The sequence below is a fragment of the Brevibacterium sp. MGP-B1 genome, assembly GCF_057766545.1.
Genome location: NZ_CM173407.1, coordinates 3,128,526 through 3,145,592 on the forward strand (window position 1 = coordinate 3,128,526; position 17,067 = coordinate 3,145,592).

At 65.8% G+C, this 17,067-nt stretch carries 18 protein-coding genes; 7 read left to right on the plus strand and 11 right to left on the minus strand.

Annotated features, from left to right (window positions below; genetic code table 11):
* Positions 1 to 55 precede the first annotated feature (55 nt).
* The gene (locus tag AC3CD9_RS14245; protein ID WP_488364557.1) at positions 56 to 1,003 is read right to left on the minus strand and encodes a hypothetical protein; all 948 of its coding nucleotides are present in this window, start codon (positions 1,001 to 1,003) and stop codon (positions 56 to 58) included.
* Between the two features lie 85 nt (positions 1,004 to 1,088).
* Between AC3CD9_RS14245 and AC3CD9_RS14250 the strand changes: the two genes are divergently transcribed.
* Complete coding sequence (locus AC3CD9_RS14250) at positions 1,089 to 1,676, plus strand: MarR family winged helix-turn-helix transcriptional regulator (RefSeq protein ID WP_488364559.1); 588 nt, start codon at positions 1,089 to 1,091, stop codon at positions 1,674 to 1,676.
* A gap of 115 nt (positions 1,677 to 1,791) precedes the next feature.
* Here the strand turns inward: AC3CD9_RS14250 and AC3CD9_RS14255 are convergent, their stop codons facing one another.
* The 4 genes from AC3CD9_RS14255 to AC3CD9_RS14270 form a co-directional block, all read right to left on the minus strand.
* Positions 1,792 to 2,277, minus strand: coding sequence for an SRPBCC family protein (locus AC3CD9_RS14255; RefSeq protein ID WP_488364560.1), 486 nt, complete (start codon positions 2,275 to 2,277; stop codon positions 1,792 to 1,794).
* 125 nt (positions 2,278 to 2,402) lie between these two features.
* A complete protein-coding gene (locus AC3CD9_RS14260; RefSeq protein ID WP_488364561.1) occupies positions 2,403 to 3,872 on the minus strand; it encodes an LssY C-terminal domain-containing protein in 1,470 nt (489 codons plus the stop codon).
* A 123-nt stretch (positions 3,873 to 3,995) separates the two neighbouring features.
* On the minus strand, positions 3,996 to 5,093 hold the full coding sequence (locus tag AC3CD9_RS14265) for a MerR family DNA-binding transcriptional regulator (protein ID WP_488364563.1): 1,098 nt from the start codon (positions 5,091 to 5,093) through the stop codon (positions 3,996 to 3,998).
* 112 nt (positions 5,094 to 5,205) lie between these two features.
* Positions 5,206 to 6,000: a HEAT repeat domain-containing protein gene (locus AC3CD9_RS14270; protein ID WP_488364564.1), complete on the minus strand. Its 795-nt coding sequence runs from the start codon at positions 5,998 to 6,000 to the stop codon at positions 5,206 to 5,208.
* A 98-nt stretch (positions 6,001 to 6,098) separates the two neighbouring features.
* Here AC3CD9_RS14270 and AC3CD9_RS14275 point away from each other — a divergent pair, with 98 nt between their 5' ends.
* The gene (locus tag AC3CD9_RS14275; RefSeq protein WP_488364566.1) at positions 6,099 to 6,728 is read left to right on the plus strand and encodes a GyrI-like domain-containing protein; all 630 of its coding nucleotides are present in this window, start codon (positions 6,099 to 6,101) and stop codon (positions 6,726 to 6,728) included.
* Positions 6,729 to 6,804: 76 nt separating this feature from the next.
* On the opposite strand, the gene AC3CD9_RS14280 is transcribed toward AC3CD9_RS14275, so the two are convergent.
* A complete protein-coding gene (locus AC3CD9_RS14280) occupies positions 6,805 to 7,071 on the minus strand; it encodes a hypothetical protein (RefSeq protein WP_488364567.1) in 267 nt (88 codons plus the stop codon).
* 151 nt (positions 7,072 to 7,222) lie between these two features.
* On the opposite strand from AC3CD9_RS14280, the gene AC3CD9_RS14285 reads away from it, so the two are divergent.
* Positions 7,223 to 7,810 carry a peptidoglycan-binding protein gene (locus AC3CD9_RS14285; RefSeq protein ID WP_488364568.1) on the plus strand — a complete coding sequence of 196 codons (588 nt, stop codon included), beginning with the start codon at positions 7,223 to 7,225 and terminating at the stop codon, positions 7,808 to 7,810.
* Between the two features lie 100 nt (positions 7,811 to 7,910).
* Positions 7,911 to 8,270 carry an ArsR/SmtB family transcription factor gene (locus tag AC3CD9_RS14290; RefSeq protein WP_139909298.1) on the plus strand — a complete coding sequence of 120 codons (360 nt, stop codon included), beginning with the start codon at positions 7,911 to 7,913 and terminating at the stop codon, positions 8,268 to 8,270.
* Between the two features lie 96 nt (positions 8,271 to 8,366).
* Here the strand turns inward: AC3CD9_RS14290 and AC3CD9_RS14295 are convergent, their stop codons facing one another.
* From AC3CD9_RS14295 to AC3CD9_RS14305, 3 genes are all read right to left on the minus strand, one after another.
* On the minus strand, positions 8,367 to 9,302 hold the full coding sequence (locus AC3CD9_RS14295; RefSeq protein WP_488364570.1) for a DMT family transporter: 936 nt from the start codon (positions 9,300 to 9,302) through the stop codon (positions 8,367 to 8,369).
* Between the two features lie 40 nt (positions 9,303 to 9,342).
* The gene (locus tag AC3CD9_RS14300; protein WP_488367558.1) at positions 9,343 to 10,476 is read right to left on the minus strand and encodes a pyridoxal phosphate-dependent aminotransferase; all 1,134 of its coding nucleotides are present in this window, start codon (positions 10,474 to 10,476) and stop codon (positions 9,343 to 9,345) included.
* Between the two features lie 133 nt (positions 10,477 to 10,609).
* A complete protein-coding gene (locus tag AC3CD9_RS14305) occupies positions 10,610 to 11,182 on the minus strand; it encodes a peroxidase-related enzyme (protein WP_376904549.1) in 573 nt (190 codons plus the stop codon).
* Between the two features lie 120 nt (positions 11,183 to 11,302).
* On the opposite strand from AC3CD9_RS14305, the gene AC3CD9_RS14310 reads away from it, so the two are divergent.
* Complete coding sequence (locus AC3CD9_RS14310) at positions 11,303 to 11,608, plus strand: cupin domain-containing protein (RefSeq protein WP_458310442.1); 306 nt, start codon at positions 11,303 to 11,305, stop codon at positions 11,606 to 11,608.
* Between the two features lie 125 nt (positions 11,609 to 11,733).
* Here the strand turns inward: AC3CD9_RS14310 and AC3CD9_RS14315 are convergent, their stop codons facing one another.
* Positions 11,734 to 13,215: a glutamate-cysteine ligase family protein gene (locus AC3CD9_RS14315; protein WP_488364571.1), complete on the minus strand. Its 1,482-nt coding sequence runs from the start codon at positions 13,213 to 13,215 to the stop codon at positions 11,734 to 11,736.
* A 195-nt stretch (positions 13,216 to 13,410) separates the two neighbouring features.
* Here AC3CD9_RS14315 and AC3CD9_RS14320 point away from each other — a divergent pair, with 195 nt between their 5' ends.
* Complete coding sequence (locus AC3CD9_RS14320) at positions 13,411 to 14,583, plus strand: M20 family metallopeptidase (RefSeq protein ID WP_488364572.1); 1,173 nt, start codon at positions 13,411 to 13,413, stop codon at positions 14,581 to 14,583.
* Positions 14,584 to 14,738: 155 nt separating this feature from the next.
* Here the strand turns inward: AC3CD9_RS14320 and AC3CD9_RS14325 are convergent, their stop codons facing one another.
* Positions 14,739 to 15,749, minus strand: a complete 1,011-nt coding sequence (locus AC3CD9_RS14325) for an FkbM family methyltransferase (RefSeq protein WP_488364573.1) — start codon at positions 15,747 to 15,749, stop codon at positions 14,739 to 14,741.
* Positions 15,750 to 15,922: 173 nt separating this feature from the next.
* On the opposite strand from AC3CD9_RS14325, the gene menC reads away from it, so the two are divergent.
* The gene (menC, locus tag AC3CD9_RS14330) at positions 15,923 to 17,047 is read left to right on the plus strand and encodes an o-succinylbenzoate synthase (protein WP_488364575.1); all 1,125 of its coding nucleotides are present in this window, start codon (positions 15,923 to 15,925) and stop codon (positions 17,045 to 17,047) included.
* Positions 17,048 to 17,067: the final 20 nt, after the last annotated feature.

Below are 17,067 nucleotides of genomic sequence, written 5' to 3' on the forward strand. Positions count from 1 at the left end.
TTCGCACGACCCAACGGTCGGCCGCCGGCGGAGAGCACTCCACCGGCGGAGTCACTTATGAGTTGCGCCCCTGTTCGAAGCCCGCGGCGAATCCGCGCTCGAAGGCCTCTTGGACCTCCTGTTCGCGGCTGCGGCGCTCATCGGCCCAGCCGAAGGGGTCGAATCCGCGTCGGCCCGGACCGAAGCCGGGACCGAAGTTCGGGCCGAAACCGCGCCGTCCGCGGCCTCCTGCGCGGCGGCGGTCGCGGTCGCCGTTGCCACCACGGGGTCCATGGGCCTCGTGATGGTCAGGGCCGCCTCGGTGATCGTCATGGTCGTGGGGGTGTTCGCGGTCGTGCGGTCCGTCATGGCGGGCCGAGTCATCGCCGCAGCCGTCGGGACCGAAGTTGTCGACGATCTTCGACAGCGAGGCCTTGAGGTTCTCGAACTCTTCGGAGGTGAGCACCTCTTCGATGCGATCGCCGACTCCGTCGCGCATATCACGGAAGCGCTGGCGCAGCTCTTCGGGATCGATGTTCTTCGACGGTCCCCATCCACCTCGGCCACGCGGCGGACCGTAGGTCACAGGCTCTTCCGGGTAGGCGGCACCGTCGGCGACGACCTCATCGGAATCCCAGCGGCGACGTCCTCGCCGCATACGCCCGAAGTCGCGAGGGTCGAATCCGGAGTCGACCGCAACCGAGCGGAATTCGCGACGCAGCACGTGGCTGAACTCGCGCAGCAGCTGCGGCAGATCGGCGTCGGTGTCTTCGCCCTTGCCGTCGCCGGAATCGGCATCGTTCACGGGCTCAGTGCGTGCGGCCGAATCATTCTCCGCCGCATCGGTCTTGCCCGCTTCGCCCGGCTGTTCGCGATCGGAGCCGAGGCTCGAGGCGCTGCCGGCGACGGTGTTCTCGTCGGTGTTCGGCGAGTCCGTCCGGTCATCGGCACCTGCTGCGCCGGCTCCTCCGGTCGGAGTGGTGAAGTCGTCGTTGTCATCGTTGAAGTCTTTGTTTTCAGTCATGTCATCTCCTTAGTTGTCATCTGACATGTACATGCAGAATGACATGCAATTCAATTGCATGTCAAGTGGCATGTAAAATCGAATCATGAGCACGAACGATGACATTCAGGCGATCGCCGAGGCGCTCACCCGCCTGCAGTGGCGGCGCGGGCCCGGCGGTCCGCGCGGATTCGGCCCCTTCGGCGGGTTCGGTGAGCACGGCGGCCCTGGCCAGCGCGGGGGCTTTGGTGAACGCGGTGGGTTCGGAGACCGTGGTGGATTCGGCGGCGGTCGGAACTCAGACGACTTCCCCTTCGGCGGCAAGCGTCACCCCGGTGGGCCGTTCGCCGCACACGGCCGTGGGCGTGCGCTCATCCGTCTGCTCATCTCACTCGTCCAGGCGGGCACGGCGCTGGGAGTCAGCGCACTCGGCGATGCGATCGGCGTCGATCAGCCGCGCGCGTCCAGGCTCGTATCCCAAGGCGTCGAGCTCGGCCTCCTGCGTCGCGAGGCAGACCCGGATGATGCCCGGCGAACCCTCATCGCGCTGACGGACAAGGGCCGCACGATCACCAACAGATTCCGCGGCGCCCAGCGTGACAACGTCGATCAGGCATTGAGCACATTCACCGAGGACGAACGGGCACAGCTGGCATCGCTGCTCACGCGCCTCGCCGACGCCTGGCCGAAGTGAGTGCCTCTGTCCGTCTGTTCTGACCGGACTGTTCTGACCGGACTGCTGTCCCGGCGGGACGGGCACTCGGATGCGGTAAGCAGTCAGGCCGCGGCTGTCTGCCAGGCGCCTGATCTCAGCCTTCGGCGAGCTGTTTGAGTCTCTTGAGCGAGGCGAGCAGATTCGCCGCGGTCGTCGACTGCGCCCGCGACAGACGCTTCGGATCGCGCAGCTCGGTCCAGTCATAGGTGTGACGAACCAGGACCGAGTCGTCCCCGGTCGGTTCGATCTCCCACACCCACTTCTGACCGAACGGCTCTCCACGCACTTCGGAGGGCTTCCAGGCGATGAGCCTGCCTTCGGCGAAGTCGACGATGTGGTTCTCCCGGTCCACGCCCTTGGTCAGAGTCGTGACGAACGAGCCCCCGGCCCCCTGCACTCGCTGGCCCTCGACGGCCGAGCCGAGGTTGTCATTGCCGTCCCATTCCGGCTGTCGCTGCGGGTCGGCGATGAGTTCGAAGACCGTCTCGGCGGGAGCTGAGATCTCGATCTCGGCGGTGACGACCTTGAGGACCGGGTCGATCGAATCGAAGACGGAAGCATCGGGAGTCTGGTCGGTCATGGAGTCCGGCCTTCGTGTGTGAATCAGTCTCGGCGTCGAGCTGAAGTGCGGAGTGCGGAGTGGATCGGACACGGTCAGAATACACGGACCCGCCGCCCCGGGCCTCCCAGGTGGGGCCCTCCGCGTCAGTCCTCGAGGGCGCGGTCCTGTCGCTCGGCACGCAGGGCTGCCGTGCTGAAGCGGGTGAACATCCGGGAGGAGTCGCTCGACAGCGCCAGCAGCACCGCCACCTGCATGGCGATGGTCGTCAGCGCATACATGTTCGTCGCCAGGTCGCGGTCTCCGGTGAAGTAGTTCGTCATCGACACGATCACGGAGATCGTCGAGAGCGTGAGGATCCACAGCCTGGCCCGGTTGCTGCCGCGGAACACCGCAGTCGACGCGATGACCTGCAGGCACCCGATGAGAAGGCTGACGCCGATGAGTAACCCCGCGACGATGCGGGTGGCCGTGTCATCGCTGACGGCCGCGATGTCCGAGCTGTAGCCGACGACTTCGGACCGCAGACCGTTCCAATCGAGGAGCATACTGATCACATCCCACGCCTGGAAGAGCAGCAGAACGAGCACGAGGGCAGCTCCGACGACGGTCTGCAGCGGGCGCTGACGCCACAGCGTCTTCGTCACTTCGGACACGCTGCGCGAATCGGAGTAGATGCGGGTGGCGTCGAGCGCCAGCTCCAGGCGTTCGGGGTGATCGGCTTCGTCGGCGACCACCTCGGTGACGTCGACGATCGGCAGGTGCCCGTCGGTGACGATCGCATCGCCGCCGCCGTTGCGGGAGTGGTACCCCGTGGAGAAGTCCTTGATCCGATCGACCGCGATCACATCGTTGGCACCGGTGACCGTGTCGACGATATGGTCGCGTTCGACGTCGGTGTTCTCTTCGATCTTGTGGGTGAACTGGAGGGTGAACAGGGAGATGCCGACGGCTTTGTCATAGGTTCCGGCGGCCAGCCAATCGGCTTGGTGCCCGCCGGGCAGCAGCCATCCGCGCGGGCATTTCCAGAACCGCACATGGTGACGCTGGCCCGGATCGCCGTCGACTTCCTGCTGGTAGGCGAAGTCCTGACGGCGACCGAACAGCAGCAGCGGGGGCACCGGCGCCTGCGGGTAGCTGCGCTTCGTCACCGTCGACCGGATGATCTCCCACGTCGATGCGGGAGTGATGCCGTCGGCGAGGATCCACCCGGCTTCGCGCATCGCATGGTGGATCTGGGCTTCCTCACCGCGCCAGGCGAGATTGACCGGATCGCCGAGCAGACCATCGGAGGTGCGAGTGCGGCCGATGAAGTAGTTCGGCACATAGATCTGAGACAGGATGCGATGCAGTCTGGGCAGAGCCAGATAGGACACGACTCCCCAGAACACGAGCAGCGTGAGCACCTGCCACCAGCCGAGGCTGAATCCCTTGAGCAGGATGAGCAGCGCCAGCCAAGTCGAGGCCGCCCCGGCGAACAGGAAGAACAGGTAGTCGAGCACCCCGGTGGGTGTGAAGTGGTGTCGCCGATAGACGAACGGCTGCCTCAGCCGCCGCTTCTGCCCGACCGCCGCACCGGCCGCATCCGTTCCGTCCGTCGTCCCGCCCGTTGTCATGAGGGCCAGTTTAGTGATCCGTGCTCAGCCACCGGAATGAGGAAGACCCGACATCCCTTCGCCGCGGCGGTCGGAACGCGGATTCCCACCGTCCCCTCACCGAGGCGGCCCGACCGGATTCGGTCAGGTTCGTCGCTTGCCCGATGTCTGCTCCCGTCGGCGGCGGTCGAGTGCGGCGAGAGCGGTGGCTGCGAGCTCCGGGCTGTCATCGTCGCTGAGCTCGGCAATGAGGTCACTGCTGCGGTCGCCGGAGATCTCGAGGAGGACTTGGAGCACCCGGAACCGTATCTGGGGATCGTGTGAGTCCGCTTGTCTATGCAGTTCGGTGAGGACCCGTTCGCCGATGTCGGCAGTCGGTCCGGTCGCGTCGACGATGAAGCCGAGGGTCTCGGCCGCCTCGATGTCCTTCGGTCCATTCATCGCCATGTCGAGCAGCACGGGCACAGCTTTCTCATCACCTGAGCGGCCGAGGGTGAGTGCGGCGATGCTGCGGATATCAGGGTCGACATCGTCGAGTCCCTTGTCCAGCGCCTGCCGGATCATCGAAATCGAGCGTGAGTCGAGTTTTGCATCCGGTGTGGTCCTGCGGATCTCGTCGAGGGCCAGCAGTGCATTGCGACGCACTTGGGCAGATGCGTCGTCCATTCCGACCACCACATGAGGCACGGCCTCGGCACCGGCCTGGGCGAGCGCCCACCGCATGGCCCCGGCCGCGTTGAGCACGGTCTCCTGCAGGACCGCCTGCGACAGGGCCTCGATCGGCATTCCTCCGTCGACTCCGCTGCCGAGTGCGGCCTTGTGCCGCTGGATGACATCGCCGGATTCGAGAGAGCGCATGAGATCGATGGTGTACAGGAGCGACTCGCCGTCGGCTCGACCGAGCCGAGCGACGGACTGGAGGTGGTCGAGCAGACGTTGCTCGGCCGCGATCCGCTCACGTGCCTGGTCGATGAGGTCCCCGAGCACTGTGCCGGGGTCGAAGCCCGGCTCGGACAGCACCCGACCGACTTCGGTCAGAGACATCCCGAGTTTGCGCAGACCCTCGAGGTGGAAGATGCGCCCTATATCGGCATCGGAGTACTCGCGATAGCCGCCGGGCGTCCGCTGGCTGGGCGAGACGAGGCCCAATGATTCGTAGTGGCGCAGCATGCGTGCGCTCACACCGGAGCGCCGCGCCACTTCGCCGATGAGCATTGCCACCTCTTCTCTGCTGTCAGCCACTTTATGCCGTAGCTGCCGCTCGTTGAAGGAAGGGATCCGAGACCTCGGCCGTGTGCCGACGGGCTTGCCCCACCCGTCGGCACACGCACGATCGGACCTTCCCTGTGCCGATCTAGACCGTGGCCTCGGACCCCAGTGCGACCACCCGCTTGGCTGCGTCCAAGGCGTGGGCGAAGCCGGCATCCGGGTCATCGAACATGTCCCGGGTCGCCATGGCGTGAGCCCGCACTGTGTCGTCCTCTGCGTGAAGCCTCTCATCGACCACTGACACGAGATCCTCACCGAGGGCCACCAGCGCCCGGCTGAGGCTCTTCTGCATCTCGAGATCCCCTCGTCCCAACTGTGTCACCAGGGCGGATGCCAATTCTTCACGATCTTCACCGGGCACAAGGGCAACGGCGGCTCTCCACGCGCTGCGGGCCACCTCGGTGTCGGCATGCGCGATGAATGCGGTGCCGATCCGGGCCGGGTCCATGGCCGGCCAGGCGCGGACGTCACCGATCTTCGACAGGGTGTGCAGGGATTGGCTGATCGCCTGCGGCAGCGGCGAGTCGAGTTCGGCGACGAGGCGGGCAACGGTGTCGTCGGCGGGCAGCCGAGTGAGCGCCCAGGTGAGCATGTCGCGGACGAAGAAGTCCGGTTCGATGCGGCACCGGGCGATGAGCACGTCGAGGTCACGGGGCTCGGCCCGGGTGCCGATGGCCATCGCCGCTTGCAGGCGCTGCTGCGGGGTCGACGAACTCAGCGCGTCGATCATGGGGGCGCCGGTGTCGTTCCATCGGCCACTTGGCTCGATCAGACGATCGCTGGTGTCGCCCCTGCCGCCGCTGGAGTCATTCCGGCGGCTGTCGGTCTCTGTCGAAAGCGCCGGCTCGGAAATATGGTGGTGTTCGAGTGGATGTGTCATGGTGTCCACCTCCTTGCCACCCAGTGAAGACCCTGACATCGTGTCAAGGTCAAGCGGATCAGACTCATCTCATTCCCAGCCCTGGAGCGGAGCCTCGTATGGACAAGATCGATTTCAAGAGATCGCTGCCGAGTTTCCGCGCGAAGCAGGGACGATTCGACCTCATCGAGGTGCCGGAATCGCAGTACCTCATGATCGATGGCCACGGGAACCCGAACACCTCGCCGGATTTCGCATCGGCGCTGACGACCCTCTATCCGCTCGCCTATGGGCTGAAGTTCCTCAGCAAGCTCGAACTCGGCCGCGACTATGTCGTGCCTCCGCTCGAAGGCCTGTGGTGGGCCGATGACATGACGGCATTCACGAGCGCTCGGGACAAGTCAGCGTGGGACTTCACGCTCATGCTGTTCGTCCCGGACTGGTTGGATGCAGGCCACGTCGACGGAGTCATCGACACGGTCCGGGCGAAGGGTTCGGCGCCCCGCCTCGGCGAGATCCGATTCGACGCTCTGCGGGAGGGAACGTGCGTCCAGACCCTGCATGTCGGTCCCTTCGACGACGAAGGGCCGGTCCTCGAGCGCATGCACACCGATGTCATTCCCGACGCCGGGATGACGATGGCGGGGAAGCACCACGAGATCTACCTCAGCGATGTTCGCCGGACCGCGCCGGAGAAGCTGCGCACGATCCTCCGGCAACCGGTGGCCCCGCAGGATCACCGAGGCTGATCCGGATCGGTGATCTGGACGGGTTCCGACGATGCTGCTCGCCCGTCCTACCAGGGACTCAGCCGCGGCCCGAAACTCAGCCTCCGCTCGTCCAGCCTCCGGACACCGGAGCAGTGGTGCTCGGACCGGGGCCGCCGTCCGAGTCGGAATCGGAGGGTGAGGAACCGACCGACGAGGAGTCCGAGGTCGGCGATGAGCCCGTCGACGACGATTCCGCGGAAAGGAAGATGACGGCGACGAGGATGCCGGCAACGGTCAGGATGCCGACGGCGACGAAGGAGAAGACCACAATGAGGCAGGTCATCAGAGGCGGGCGGTTGTTGCGCCGAACGATTCTCACCATGGTTCAAGCCTAAGCTGTGCGGGGTCATCCGAAATCGGTCCGCACTCGGCTCCGCTCGCACCCTCACCGCCGCCCGGCCGTGACCTTCCTGTGATAAAAACCTCGGCGTTGCCCCATGCACTCTTAAGTTTGTTGCATTATCGTTATATTCATGCCTCGTCTGACCTCATCTCGCAAGGGCCGCCGGTCCATGCTCACTGGTGCTCTCATCGGGCTCGGGGCAGCAGTGATGGCACTGGTCGTGGGCGCCGTCATCATCCTCAATTCTCCCATTTCGTTCGGTTCCACGAAGATCAGGCAGATGCAGATGGCTTCGGTCAACCAGCTCAGCGAACAGCAGATCGACAATGCTCGGCTCATCATCGGCGTCGGCCGCGGGGGCAACTTCGACGACCATGCGATCCGGATCGCCCTCATGACAGCGCTGCAGGAGTCCTCGCTGCGCAACCTGGATTCCGGCGACCGTGATTCAGTCGGCCTGTTCCAGCAGCGCCCGTCACAAGGCTGGGGCGAACCTCATCAGCTCACCGATCCCATCTACGCGGCCAAGGCGTTCTATGGGATCAACCCCGAGGTCGAGAACCCCGGCCTCAACCAGATCGACGGCTGGGATTCGATGTCACCGACCGAAGCGGCACAGTCCGTGCAGCGCTCAGCATTGCCGGATGCCTACGGTCAGTGGGAGACCTTGGCCGACGACCTCCTCGGCTCGCAGGCCGACGTCGAAGCCCTCGACTGAGACGCTGACAGCCCCGACCGCCCGAACCCCGCGACAGCCACGACCACCCCACGGTGCCGGATATCGCATGACCCCGCCGGTTGTCCGGTAATCTGCACTCATGGCTTCCATTCCCGATTCCGTCCCCGTCAATGACGATGTCGAGCAGCTCCTGCTCAACCCCGAGGACCATCTCGAAGCCATCACCGAGACCGCCGACCTCTTCAAGGCACTTGCCACACCCTCCCGGCTGAAGATGCTGCTCGTCCTCACCCACGGCGAGGCCACTGTCACCCACATCGTCGAGGCGACCGGCCTGTCCCAGCCGCTGGTGTCCCAGCACCTGAAGTTCCTCCGCGGACTCCACCTCGTCGGAGTCAATCGGATCGGCCGCGAAGCCTACTATTCGCTCAAGGACGACCACGTCGCCCACATCATCGTCGACGCCATCGCCCACACGATCGAAGCCCACGAACACTGAGTCCCACCCGGGACGCTGCTTCCGCAGCGATTCCTTCGCCGAGGCGGCCCACCGTTCCCAGCCCACCGCGGCGATCCTTCGCCGAGTACTCCTGAACTACCGACGTCGCCGACGTGTCAGAGCCTCGGGTCCTCCACCGACGACCCAGACGATGAGGGCTACCAGGACGGCGCCGATCCACTGACCTGCCTGCAGCCGCTCCCCGGCGATGAGGGATCCGAGCACCACTGCGGACAGCGGTTGGAGCAGCATGAGCGCCGCGGTCATCGGCACCGGCACCAGCGGGCTGGAGATGCTCAGCAGCACCCACGACAGCGCCTGACCGCAGACGGCCAGGGCGATCATCCAGCCCCAACCGGCCCAGCCGAGGTCGAAGTCGAGTCCGCCGAGGGTCAGCCCGGCGACCGCGGTCATCACCCCGGCGGCGATCGTGCCCACCTGGACCGGGGCGACGACGAAGTCTCCGGCGACCTTCCGGCTGTGGCGGATGCCGAAGATGTAGACGCCGTAGAGCACACCGGACAGGACACCGAAGATCGCTCCCCGCGTCGGATTCGCCGCCGTCTCGTCGGTGCCGAACACTCCCCCGGTCAGCAGCATGCCGATGATCATGATCGGCACGCAGCCGATGAACAGCCATCCCGGCCTGGAACCGCCGAACGCCCACACCAGTGCCGGGAATACGATCACTTGAACGCTGATGAGGACCGTGGACACGCCCAGACCGGCGTCGAGCACGCTCTGCGCCCACAGCACATAGTCGATTCCGAGCGCCGCTCCGGAGACCGCGGCGATGAGGATCGCCTTCGGCGGGAAACGCCCGTACCTGCGCAGCTCGAGCACCGCCAACGGGGCGAGCACAATGACCGCTATCCAACACCGCAGGAAGGCGGCGGTGGGGGCGGTCGCCTCGGCGAGGATGACGAACAGTCCGGCCGATCCGAGCAGGACTGCGGCCAGGATGATGCCGAGCACCGGCAGGGCCTTCGGCGTCGGAGGCGGCCCGCCCGCCCGCACATCCTCGGCGCTCATCGGATCCCCTCCACAGAGCTCATCCCACGATGTTCAGGGCTCATCCCATGAAGTCGAGGATGCGGTCGATGGCTTCGGCCGTGCGGTCCGCTCCGACGGCCAGCGACAGGCGCACCGAACGGGAGCCGTCGACGGAGTCGAAGTCGTCACCGGGGGCGAGCGCGACACCGGTGGCCTCGAGCACCTGCCCGCACCACTGGCCGGCGGTGGCAATTCCCGCGCGGTCGAGGATGTCGTCGACTCCGGCGTACATGTAGAAGGCGCCGTCGGGTGGGGCCATCTCGCCGAAGCCGAGGTCGTCACGTGCGCCCAGGACGTGTTCGCGGGCACCGGCGAACGAGGCCACGGCGGCCTCGCATTCGGCATAGGACTCATCCGTGAAGGCCGCGACCGCCGCATACTGTGCCGGGACCGGGGCGCATAGGGAGAGGTTGCCGGTGACGTTCTGGGCCGGGGCGACGAGCGCTTCGGGCAGGATCGCCCAGCCGAGGCGCCACCCGGTCATGCCCCAGTATTTGGAGAACGAGGAGATGACGATCGCAGTGTCGTCGTGGGCGAGTGCGCATTCGCCGCGGGTGCCGATATAGCTGATGCCGTGGTAGATCTCATCGGAGATCACCTGCACCCCGTTGGCCCGGCACCAGTCGACGATCCGGCCGAGCGCCTCGGGGCCGATCATCGTGCCGGTCGGGTTCGCGGGTGAGGCAAGCATGAGCCCTTTGAGCGGGGCCTTCGCATGGGCGGCGGCCAAGAGGTCGACGGTGGGCTGGAACCCTTCATCGGCACCGCAGTCGAGTTCGACGACCTCGCAGCCGAGTGCGGCGAGGATGTTCTTGTACGCGCCATACCCGGGTCGGGCCAGAGCCACCCGATCTCCGACGTCGAAGCAGGTGAGGAACGTCGTCTGAAACGCGCCGGAGGATCCGGTCGTCACGGCGATGCGGTCGGGTGCGATGTCGAGTCCGTACCAGTCGCGGTAGTGGGAGGCGATGGCTTCGCGCAGTTCGGGGATGCCGAAGATCGGCGAGTATCCGAGTCCAGTGCCGTCGGTCATGACCTCGGCGGCACGGGCGAGCACGGGACCGGGCGCGCCCTGGGTCGGTTCGCCCAGGCACATGGCGATGGTGTCACGACCGGCGCGCTGCATCTGCCCGACTGTGGCGACGATGCCCATCGCGGCGAACGGTTTGACGAGCCCGGACCGGGCGGAGGCGGCCGGGATGGTTTTGGCGGAGGCGGCCGGACCGGAAACGGCGAAGGCGCGGGTGGTGGGGTCCGCCTCGGCGGGGGTGGATGAGGTCATCGGTTCACTTCTTCTCACGCGGGAGGCGGCCGAGGGTGTAGAACTCCGGGTTCGGGAGCATTCCGGAGATGTGGGCCATGCGGTTGGACAGGCCGAAGAAGCCGGTGATCGCGGCGATGTCCCAGGCATCTTCGGCGTCGAAACCGTGGTCGGCAAGCCTCTGGTGGTCGGCGTCGCCCACTGCCCACGGTTCTTCGCAGACCTTGACGGCGAAGTCGAGCATGGCCATCTGACGTGGGCTGATATCGGCCTGGCGGTAGTTCGTGGCGACGACATCGGCGATGAGCGCGTCCTTCTGGAAGATCCGCAGCATCGCTCCGTGCGCGACGACGCAGTAGAGGCAGTGATTGATCGCCGAGGTGGCCACGACGATCATCTCCCGATCGGCCTTGGTCAGGTTCCCTGTCTCCTTCTCCATGAGCGCGTCATAGTAGGCGAAGAAGGCGCGGAATTCGTCCGGCCGGCGGGCCAGGGCGAGGAAGACGTTGGGCACGAAGCCCGACTTCTCGGCGACCTCGAGGATCTGGGCGCGGATGTCATCGTCGACATCGTCGATGTCAGCAAGTGGGTATCGCATATCACTCATGCTAGCCCGGGTGGATCGATTCAAGTCGAGCCCGTTCAGCGCGATACAGTGAGGGCGTCAGGTCCGTCCCGGCTTCTGCCGCAGGCCGCTCGCGTATCGAAGGAGATCACCATGACCGCAGACAATGCAGCAGACACCGGTTCGACCGGCGAGGTCCAGCTCGACAACGGAGTGTTCCGGGTGACGAAGTGGACGATCCGCCCCGACGGCGTCATCCCGATGCACAAGCACGAGTACGAATACGTCGTCGTGCCGATGGTCACGGACACGATGCTTGTGCGCAATTCGGACGGCACAGAGATCCGCGCCGAACTCGAGGCCGGCGTCTCCTACACGCGCCCGGCGGGGTCCGAGCACGAGGTCTCGAACCCCGGAGGCGGCGCCGACGTCGTCTTCGTCGAGGTCGAACGCCTCTGAGGCTCGTCGCCTGAGCCCGAGAATAGGTCGCTATCGGATACTTTCTGCGTCGCGAAGTATCCGATAGTGACCTAGTTTTGGCGCTGAGTATCCGATGGTGACCTGCATTTGGCTCCGAACGGCCATCAGCGGGTGGGAATCTCCCAGGTGTGTACGGGCTTCCCTGTCGCCTGGTTCGCGAGGTAGGCGTCCATCATCGCCGTGATGCCCTCGGCGCGTTCGGGTGAGTCCTGCCGGCTTCCGGGCGCGAGGCTCTCGAGGGCCTTCAGCTGCCAGGTCGCACCATTGACGCGGTTCTCCGCACGGCCTTCGATGATCGACATGTATTCGTCGATGACGTCCTTGTCGATGTTCAGTCGCGAGAGTCCGCGCCTGGCCTGCGGTGCGAGCACATCGGTGACGAGGTCGGCCACGCCGATGCGTCCGATCTTCGGCCAGGTCACCCGGGCCTCGATCCCGTCTTTGGCGCAGGCGTTGAAGTTCTCCTCCGCCTCGGCGAATGACATCCGCGACCACACGGGACGGTTCTCCCCGACGAGGAACTCGGCCAGACCGTAGTAGAAGGCGGCGTCGGCAACCATGTCGACAGGTGTCGGACCGGCCGGCAGCAGTCGGTTCTCGACACGGATGTGGGCACCGCCGTCACCGGAGTTGTAGATGGGACGGTTCCAACGCCACACCGTGCCGTTGTGCAGATTGAGTTCGAAGAGCTTCGGTGCGTCGGCGGCACGGAATTCGACGAAGTCCTTGATCTCGGGCAGCAGCGGCGGGAAGTAGCGGACGTTCTCCTCGAAGAGGTCGAAGACGCTGGTGATCCACCGTTCGCCGAACCATACGCGGGGACGCACGCCCTGGTTGACGAGTTCGGGTGTGCGGGTGTCGATGGACTGCGCGAAGATGGGGATTCGGGATTCGTGCCACAGCTTGCGGCCGACGAACAGCGGCGAGTTCGCTGCCATCGCCACCTGCGCCCCGGCGATCGCCTGCGAGGCGTTCCACGCGTCGGCGAAACGGTTCGGCGCCACCTGCAGGTGCAGCTGCATCGACGTGCAGGAGGACTCCGGAGCGATATCGGCGAACTCCGCCTTGTACCGCTCTTCACGGCCGAGTTCGATGCGGACGTACTCGCCGCGGGCGTCGATGACCGAGTTGCTCAGCGCCTCGTAGCGGTTCTCCTCGGTCATCCACTTCTCGTCGGTGAGGAATTCGGTGGTCAGGGTCGGCAGGGTGCCGATCGACACCACCTTGAGTCCGTCTTCCTCGGCGGCCTTCTGCGCTTTCTCCAAGCGATGGGCGACACCGGCCTCCAAGGTCTTCAGCCCCCGCCCGGCCACTTGGAGCACCGGGTGGTTGAGTTCGAGGTTGAAGCCGCCGATCTCGGACTGATACTCGTCATCGAGTCGATCGAGCACCTCCTTGTTGCGCAGGCTCGGCTGATTGTCCTCGCCGACGAGGTTGAGCTCGAGTTCGAGCCCGATCGTGCCCGCCGATTTGAAATCCGCATGACGAAGGTAGGTATCGAAGAGCTCGAGGTTCTCCGCGAGCTTCTCCCGATACAGTGTGCGTTCCTCCGGCGTGTACCGCTTCGAGCTGACTGCCTCACCCATAGGACTAGCAAACCACAGACGGCCGGGTTTGTGCGCGGCCGCCGTCCACAGGCCATTCCGCACGGAGACCGCAATCCTTCCCACGGCGCACCGCGCACCGATTCGGCCGCGGTGTGGACGAGCTGCGCATCGGGTCCGTCCTGCATCATTCGGACACCTGCGTTGTCGGCAACCGGCCTTCCGTAGACTCGCCCTATGACTTCGACCACATCATCTTCGCCCCAGCCCGCTGACTTCGTCGAACAGGCGAAGCGACGTCTGCCCGACATGCTCGCCGACATCGAACGGGTCATCTCCGTCGAGACCCCCTCACACGACAAGGCGGCCGTGGCCGCAGGAGCACGGGACTTCGCCGCGCTTCTGGGGGACCGCCTCGGTGCCGAGGCGGAACTGCTCGAGGTCGACGGCACCGCCCACCTGCGCCTGCGCTTCGGCACCGGGCCGGCCCGCGTCGTCCTGCTCAACCACCAGGACACGGTGTGGCCGCACGGCACCCTCGAACGCATCCCGTTCTCCACCGAGGACGGCATCCTCCGTGGTCCCGGCAGCTTCGACATGCTCACCGGGGCGATCATGAGCGTGCACGCGACCGCGATGGTGGCCGACCACCTCGGCGAAGGAGGGCTGGACGGTCTGTCGATCCTCGTCACCGGTGATGAGGAGATCGGCTCCGTGTCCTCGTCGGACCTCATCCGCGCCGAGGCGGCCGAGGCGAAGGCTGTGCTCGTCATGGAGGCGAGCGCCGGCGGGGCGCTCAAACTCGAGCGGAAGGGCACGAGCAACTACGTGCTGAAGTTCACCGGCAGGGCCTCGCACGCCGGCCTCGAACCGGAGAAGGGCATCAACGCGGGCATGGCCCTGGCCCTGACTCTGCCGTTGGTGGCGGGACTCGCCGACGCCGAGGCGGGGACGACGGTGGTGCCGACCGTGATCAGCGCGGGGACCACGTCGAACACCGTACCGGCCGAAGCCCGGATGGACATCGATGTGCGGGCCCGGACTGCGGCTGAGCTCGAACGCGTGGATGCGCAGATCCGGGAGTTGGCTGCGAAACCGCAGGTGGAGGGCTCGACGACGGAGGTGCTCGGTGGAATCAACCGGCCTCCGTTCGAACCAGAACAGTCGGCTGCTCTCTTCGAGCGAGCGACGGCTCTCGCCGGCGAACTCGGACTGCCCGCGCCGCAGGGAGTGTCCGTGGGCGGCGCCTCGGACGGGAACTTCACCGCCGGTGACGGCATCGCCACACTCGACGGTCTGGGCGCCGTCGGCGATGGGGCGCACGCCGAACACGAACACGCCGTCATCGACGAGATCGCCCCGCGCACCGCTCTGCTGGCTGCTCTCATCGCCGATCAGCTGCAGGGCTGAAGCGGAGCGGCGAGCTGCTGCCTTTCGCTGCTGCCGTAGTTCCCAGACGCCGACAGTGCGCCGGGGCCTCCCCTACGCAGTTAAATGTGCGCAGATTGCCAGTTTCGAGCAGAAAATGTGCAATCTGCGCATACTTAACTGTCGGTAGCAGGGCTTCAGTCGATGGGGTAGCCCGCCGCGCGCATCTGATCCGGTGACTTCAGCGTGAACAGCCAGTCGCGCAGCTGCGGATCCGGCCGAATCGTTGTCCGCGCGTACAGTCGATCCTCGCCGACGAGGTAGTAATGGTAACCGTGCTCGCCGAGGTGGCCCATGAGCTCCCGCGGCTTCGCGCGGTCATCGAGGACTTCGCAGAGGATGTCCGGGTGCAGCGCGGCGAGGAAATCCTGCCCGTGGGCGAAGACGTCGTTCTCACCGCCTTCGACGTCGATCTTCACCGTCACGTGCGGCGCCTCGCCCCGACCTGAAACGTCGGGAACACCTTCCCCGGCGTCTAACTGCGCGTCGCGCCCCGACGCCTCGGCCAGCACCTCGGGCAGGAGCGCGTCGAGGGAGGTGAAGCGCACCTCGGCGTCGGAGTCGAAGTGCATATCGGAGGAGTAGAACGACGGCAGCGCCGATCCTCCGTCCTCGGTGGGCACCTTCATCCAGGTGTCGGGGCTGCCGACTCCGGTCGGGTGGACGGTCACGCGGCTGTTGACGCCATTGCGTTCGACGTTCTTCTCCACACCCGCGACGACGGCGGGGATGATCTCGAAGACGTGGGCGCGCACATTCTCGTTCGCGGCGAGAACGGCCATGGTGAACACTCCGGTGTAGGCGCCGATGTCGAGGAAGACATCCGCATCGGCGCTGAGCGCGACCATGAGGTCGAGGGCGAACGCGTCTTCGGGTTCGGTGCGTCTGCCCCTTCCCCAGTAGAACTCCTTGGCGATCTCGCAGCGGAAGGGCTCGACGAGGATGAAGTCCGCTCCGCCCGCTCTTCCGCGGATTTCGGTGAGTTCGATGGGGGCGGGGAGGCGACCGATCTTCAGCCCTCTGATCCGGGGCGCGATCGTTCGCAGCAGCGGATGGAGCGCCGGTTGCGCAAGGGCCGTCTTGATCGGCAGCTTGAGGCCGAACCAGGACTGTCTGCGCGCGGTGAAAGTGCGCAGGTGATCATTCACGACGGTGGCCCCCTTGCTGACAGGAAGACTTTTGTTCACACTATCAATCGCCGGACCGCCGCTCCAGGGTTCTTCCGGACCTGATTCGCGATACTCGCCGCCTCTTCGCGGACCGCTGGCATAAGGTGGAAGCGAAGACCCATCCGCCCCGTTGCGAAGCAGGAGCCCGGCATATGAAGCTCAAGTCAGTCACCCTCCACCAAGTCTCGATTCCTCTCGTCACCCCGTTCGAGACCTCGTTCATGCGGGAGACGGAGAAGGACTGCTACCTCGTCGAGGCTGTCTTCGACACCCCGCAAGGTGAGATCACCGGGTGGGGAGAGTCCGTGGCGATGATCTCTCCGCTCTACTCCTCCGAATATGTGGCCGCCGGCATCGACGTCACTCGCCGCTGGCTGGCACCGCTGCTCTTCGACGTCGACAACCTCACTGCGGAGACCGTCGGCTGGCACCTGCGTCATGTCATCGGCCACCCGATGGCGAAGTCGGCTCTGGAGATGGCCGTCATCGAGGCTCAGCTCAAGCTCAACAACCAGTCGTTCAAGGACTACCTCGGCGGAGTGGTCGACTCCGTGCCTTCAGGAGTTTCGGTGGGCATTCAGGATTCCGTCGAGGAGACCGTCAAGGTCATCGGCGGCTACCTCGAAGAGGGCTACGCTCGGATCAAGCTGAAGATCAAACCCGGCAAGGACATCGCCCCGGTGGCCGCGGTGCGCAAGGCCTTCGGCGACGATTTCGGCTTCCAGGTCGATGCCAACGCCGCTTACACCCTGGTCGACGCCGCACACCTGCGTCGCCTCGACGAGTATGGTCTCTTGCTCATCGAACAGCCCCTCGGCGAGGCCGATATCCGCCAGCACGCCGAACTCGCGAAGCTCATGGACACCCCGATGTGCCTCGACGAGTCGATCGTCTCCGCCGAGGCTGCCGCGGACGCGATCATGTTGGGCGCCACCTCGGTGATCAACATCAAGCCCGGACGGGTCGGCGGGTTCATCGAGGCGAAGAACATCCATGATCTCGCCGCCGCCCACGGCGTCGCCGTCTGGCACGGCGGAATGGTCGAAACCGGTCTGGGGCGGGCGGCGAATGCGGCTCTGGCCTCACTGCCGGGCTTCACCCTGCCCGGCGATATCTCCGGGTCGAATCGGTTCTTCCACGAGGACATCACCGAGGAGATCGTCATGTACGACGGCAAGGTCGATGTGCCCACCGGCGTCGGCTTCGGCGTCTCCATCGACCCGGCCAAGCTCGAACGCTTCCGCACGGATTCGCTGGAGATCCTGCCCGGACAGTGATCCACCTTCGCCGAGGCGGC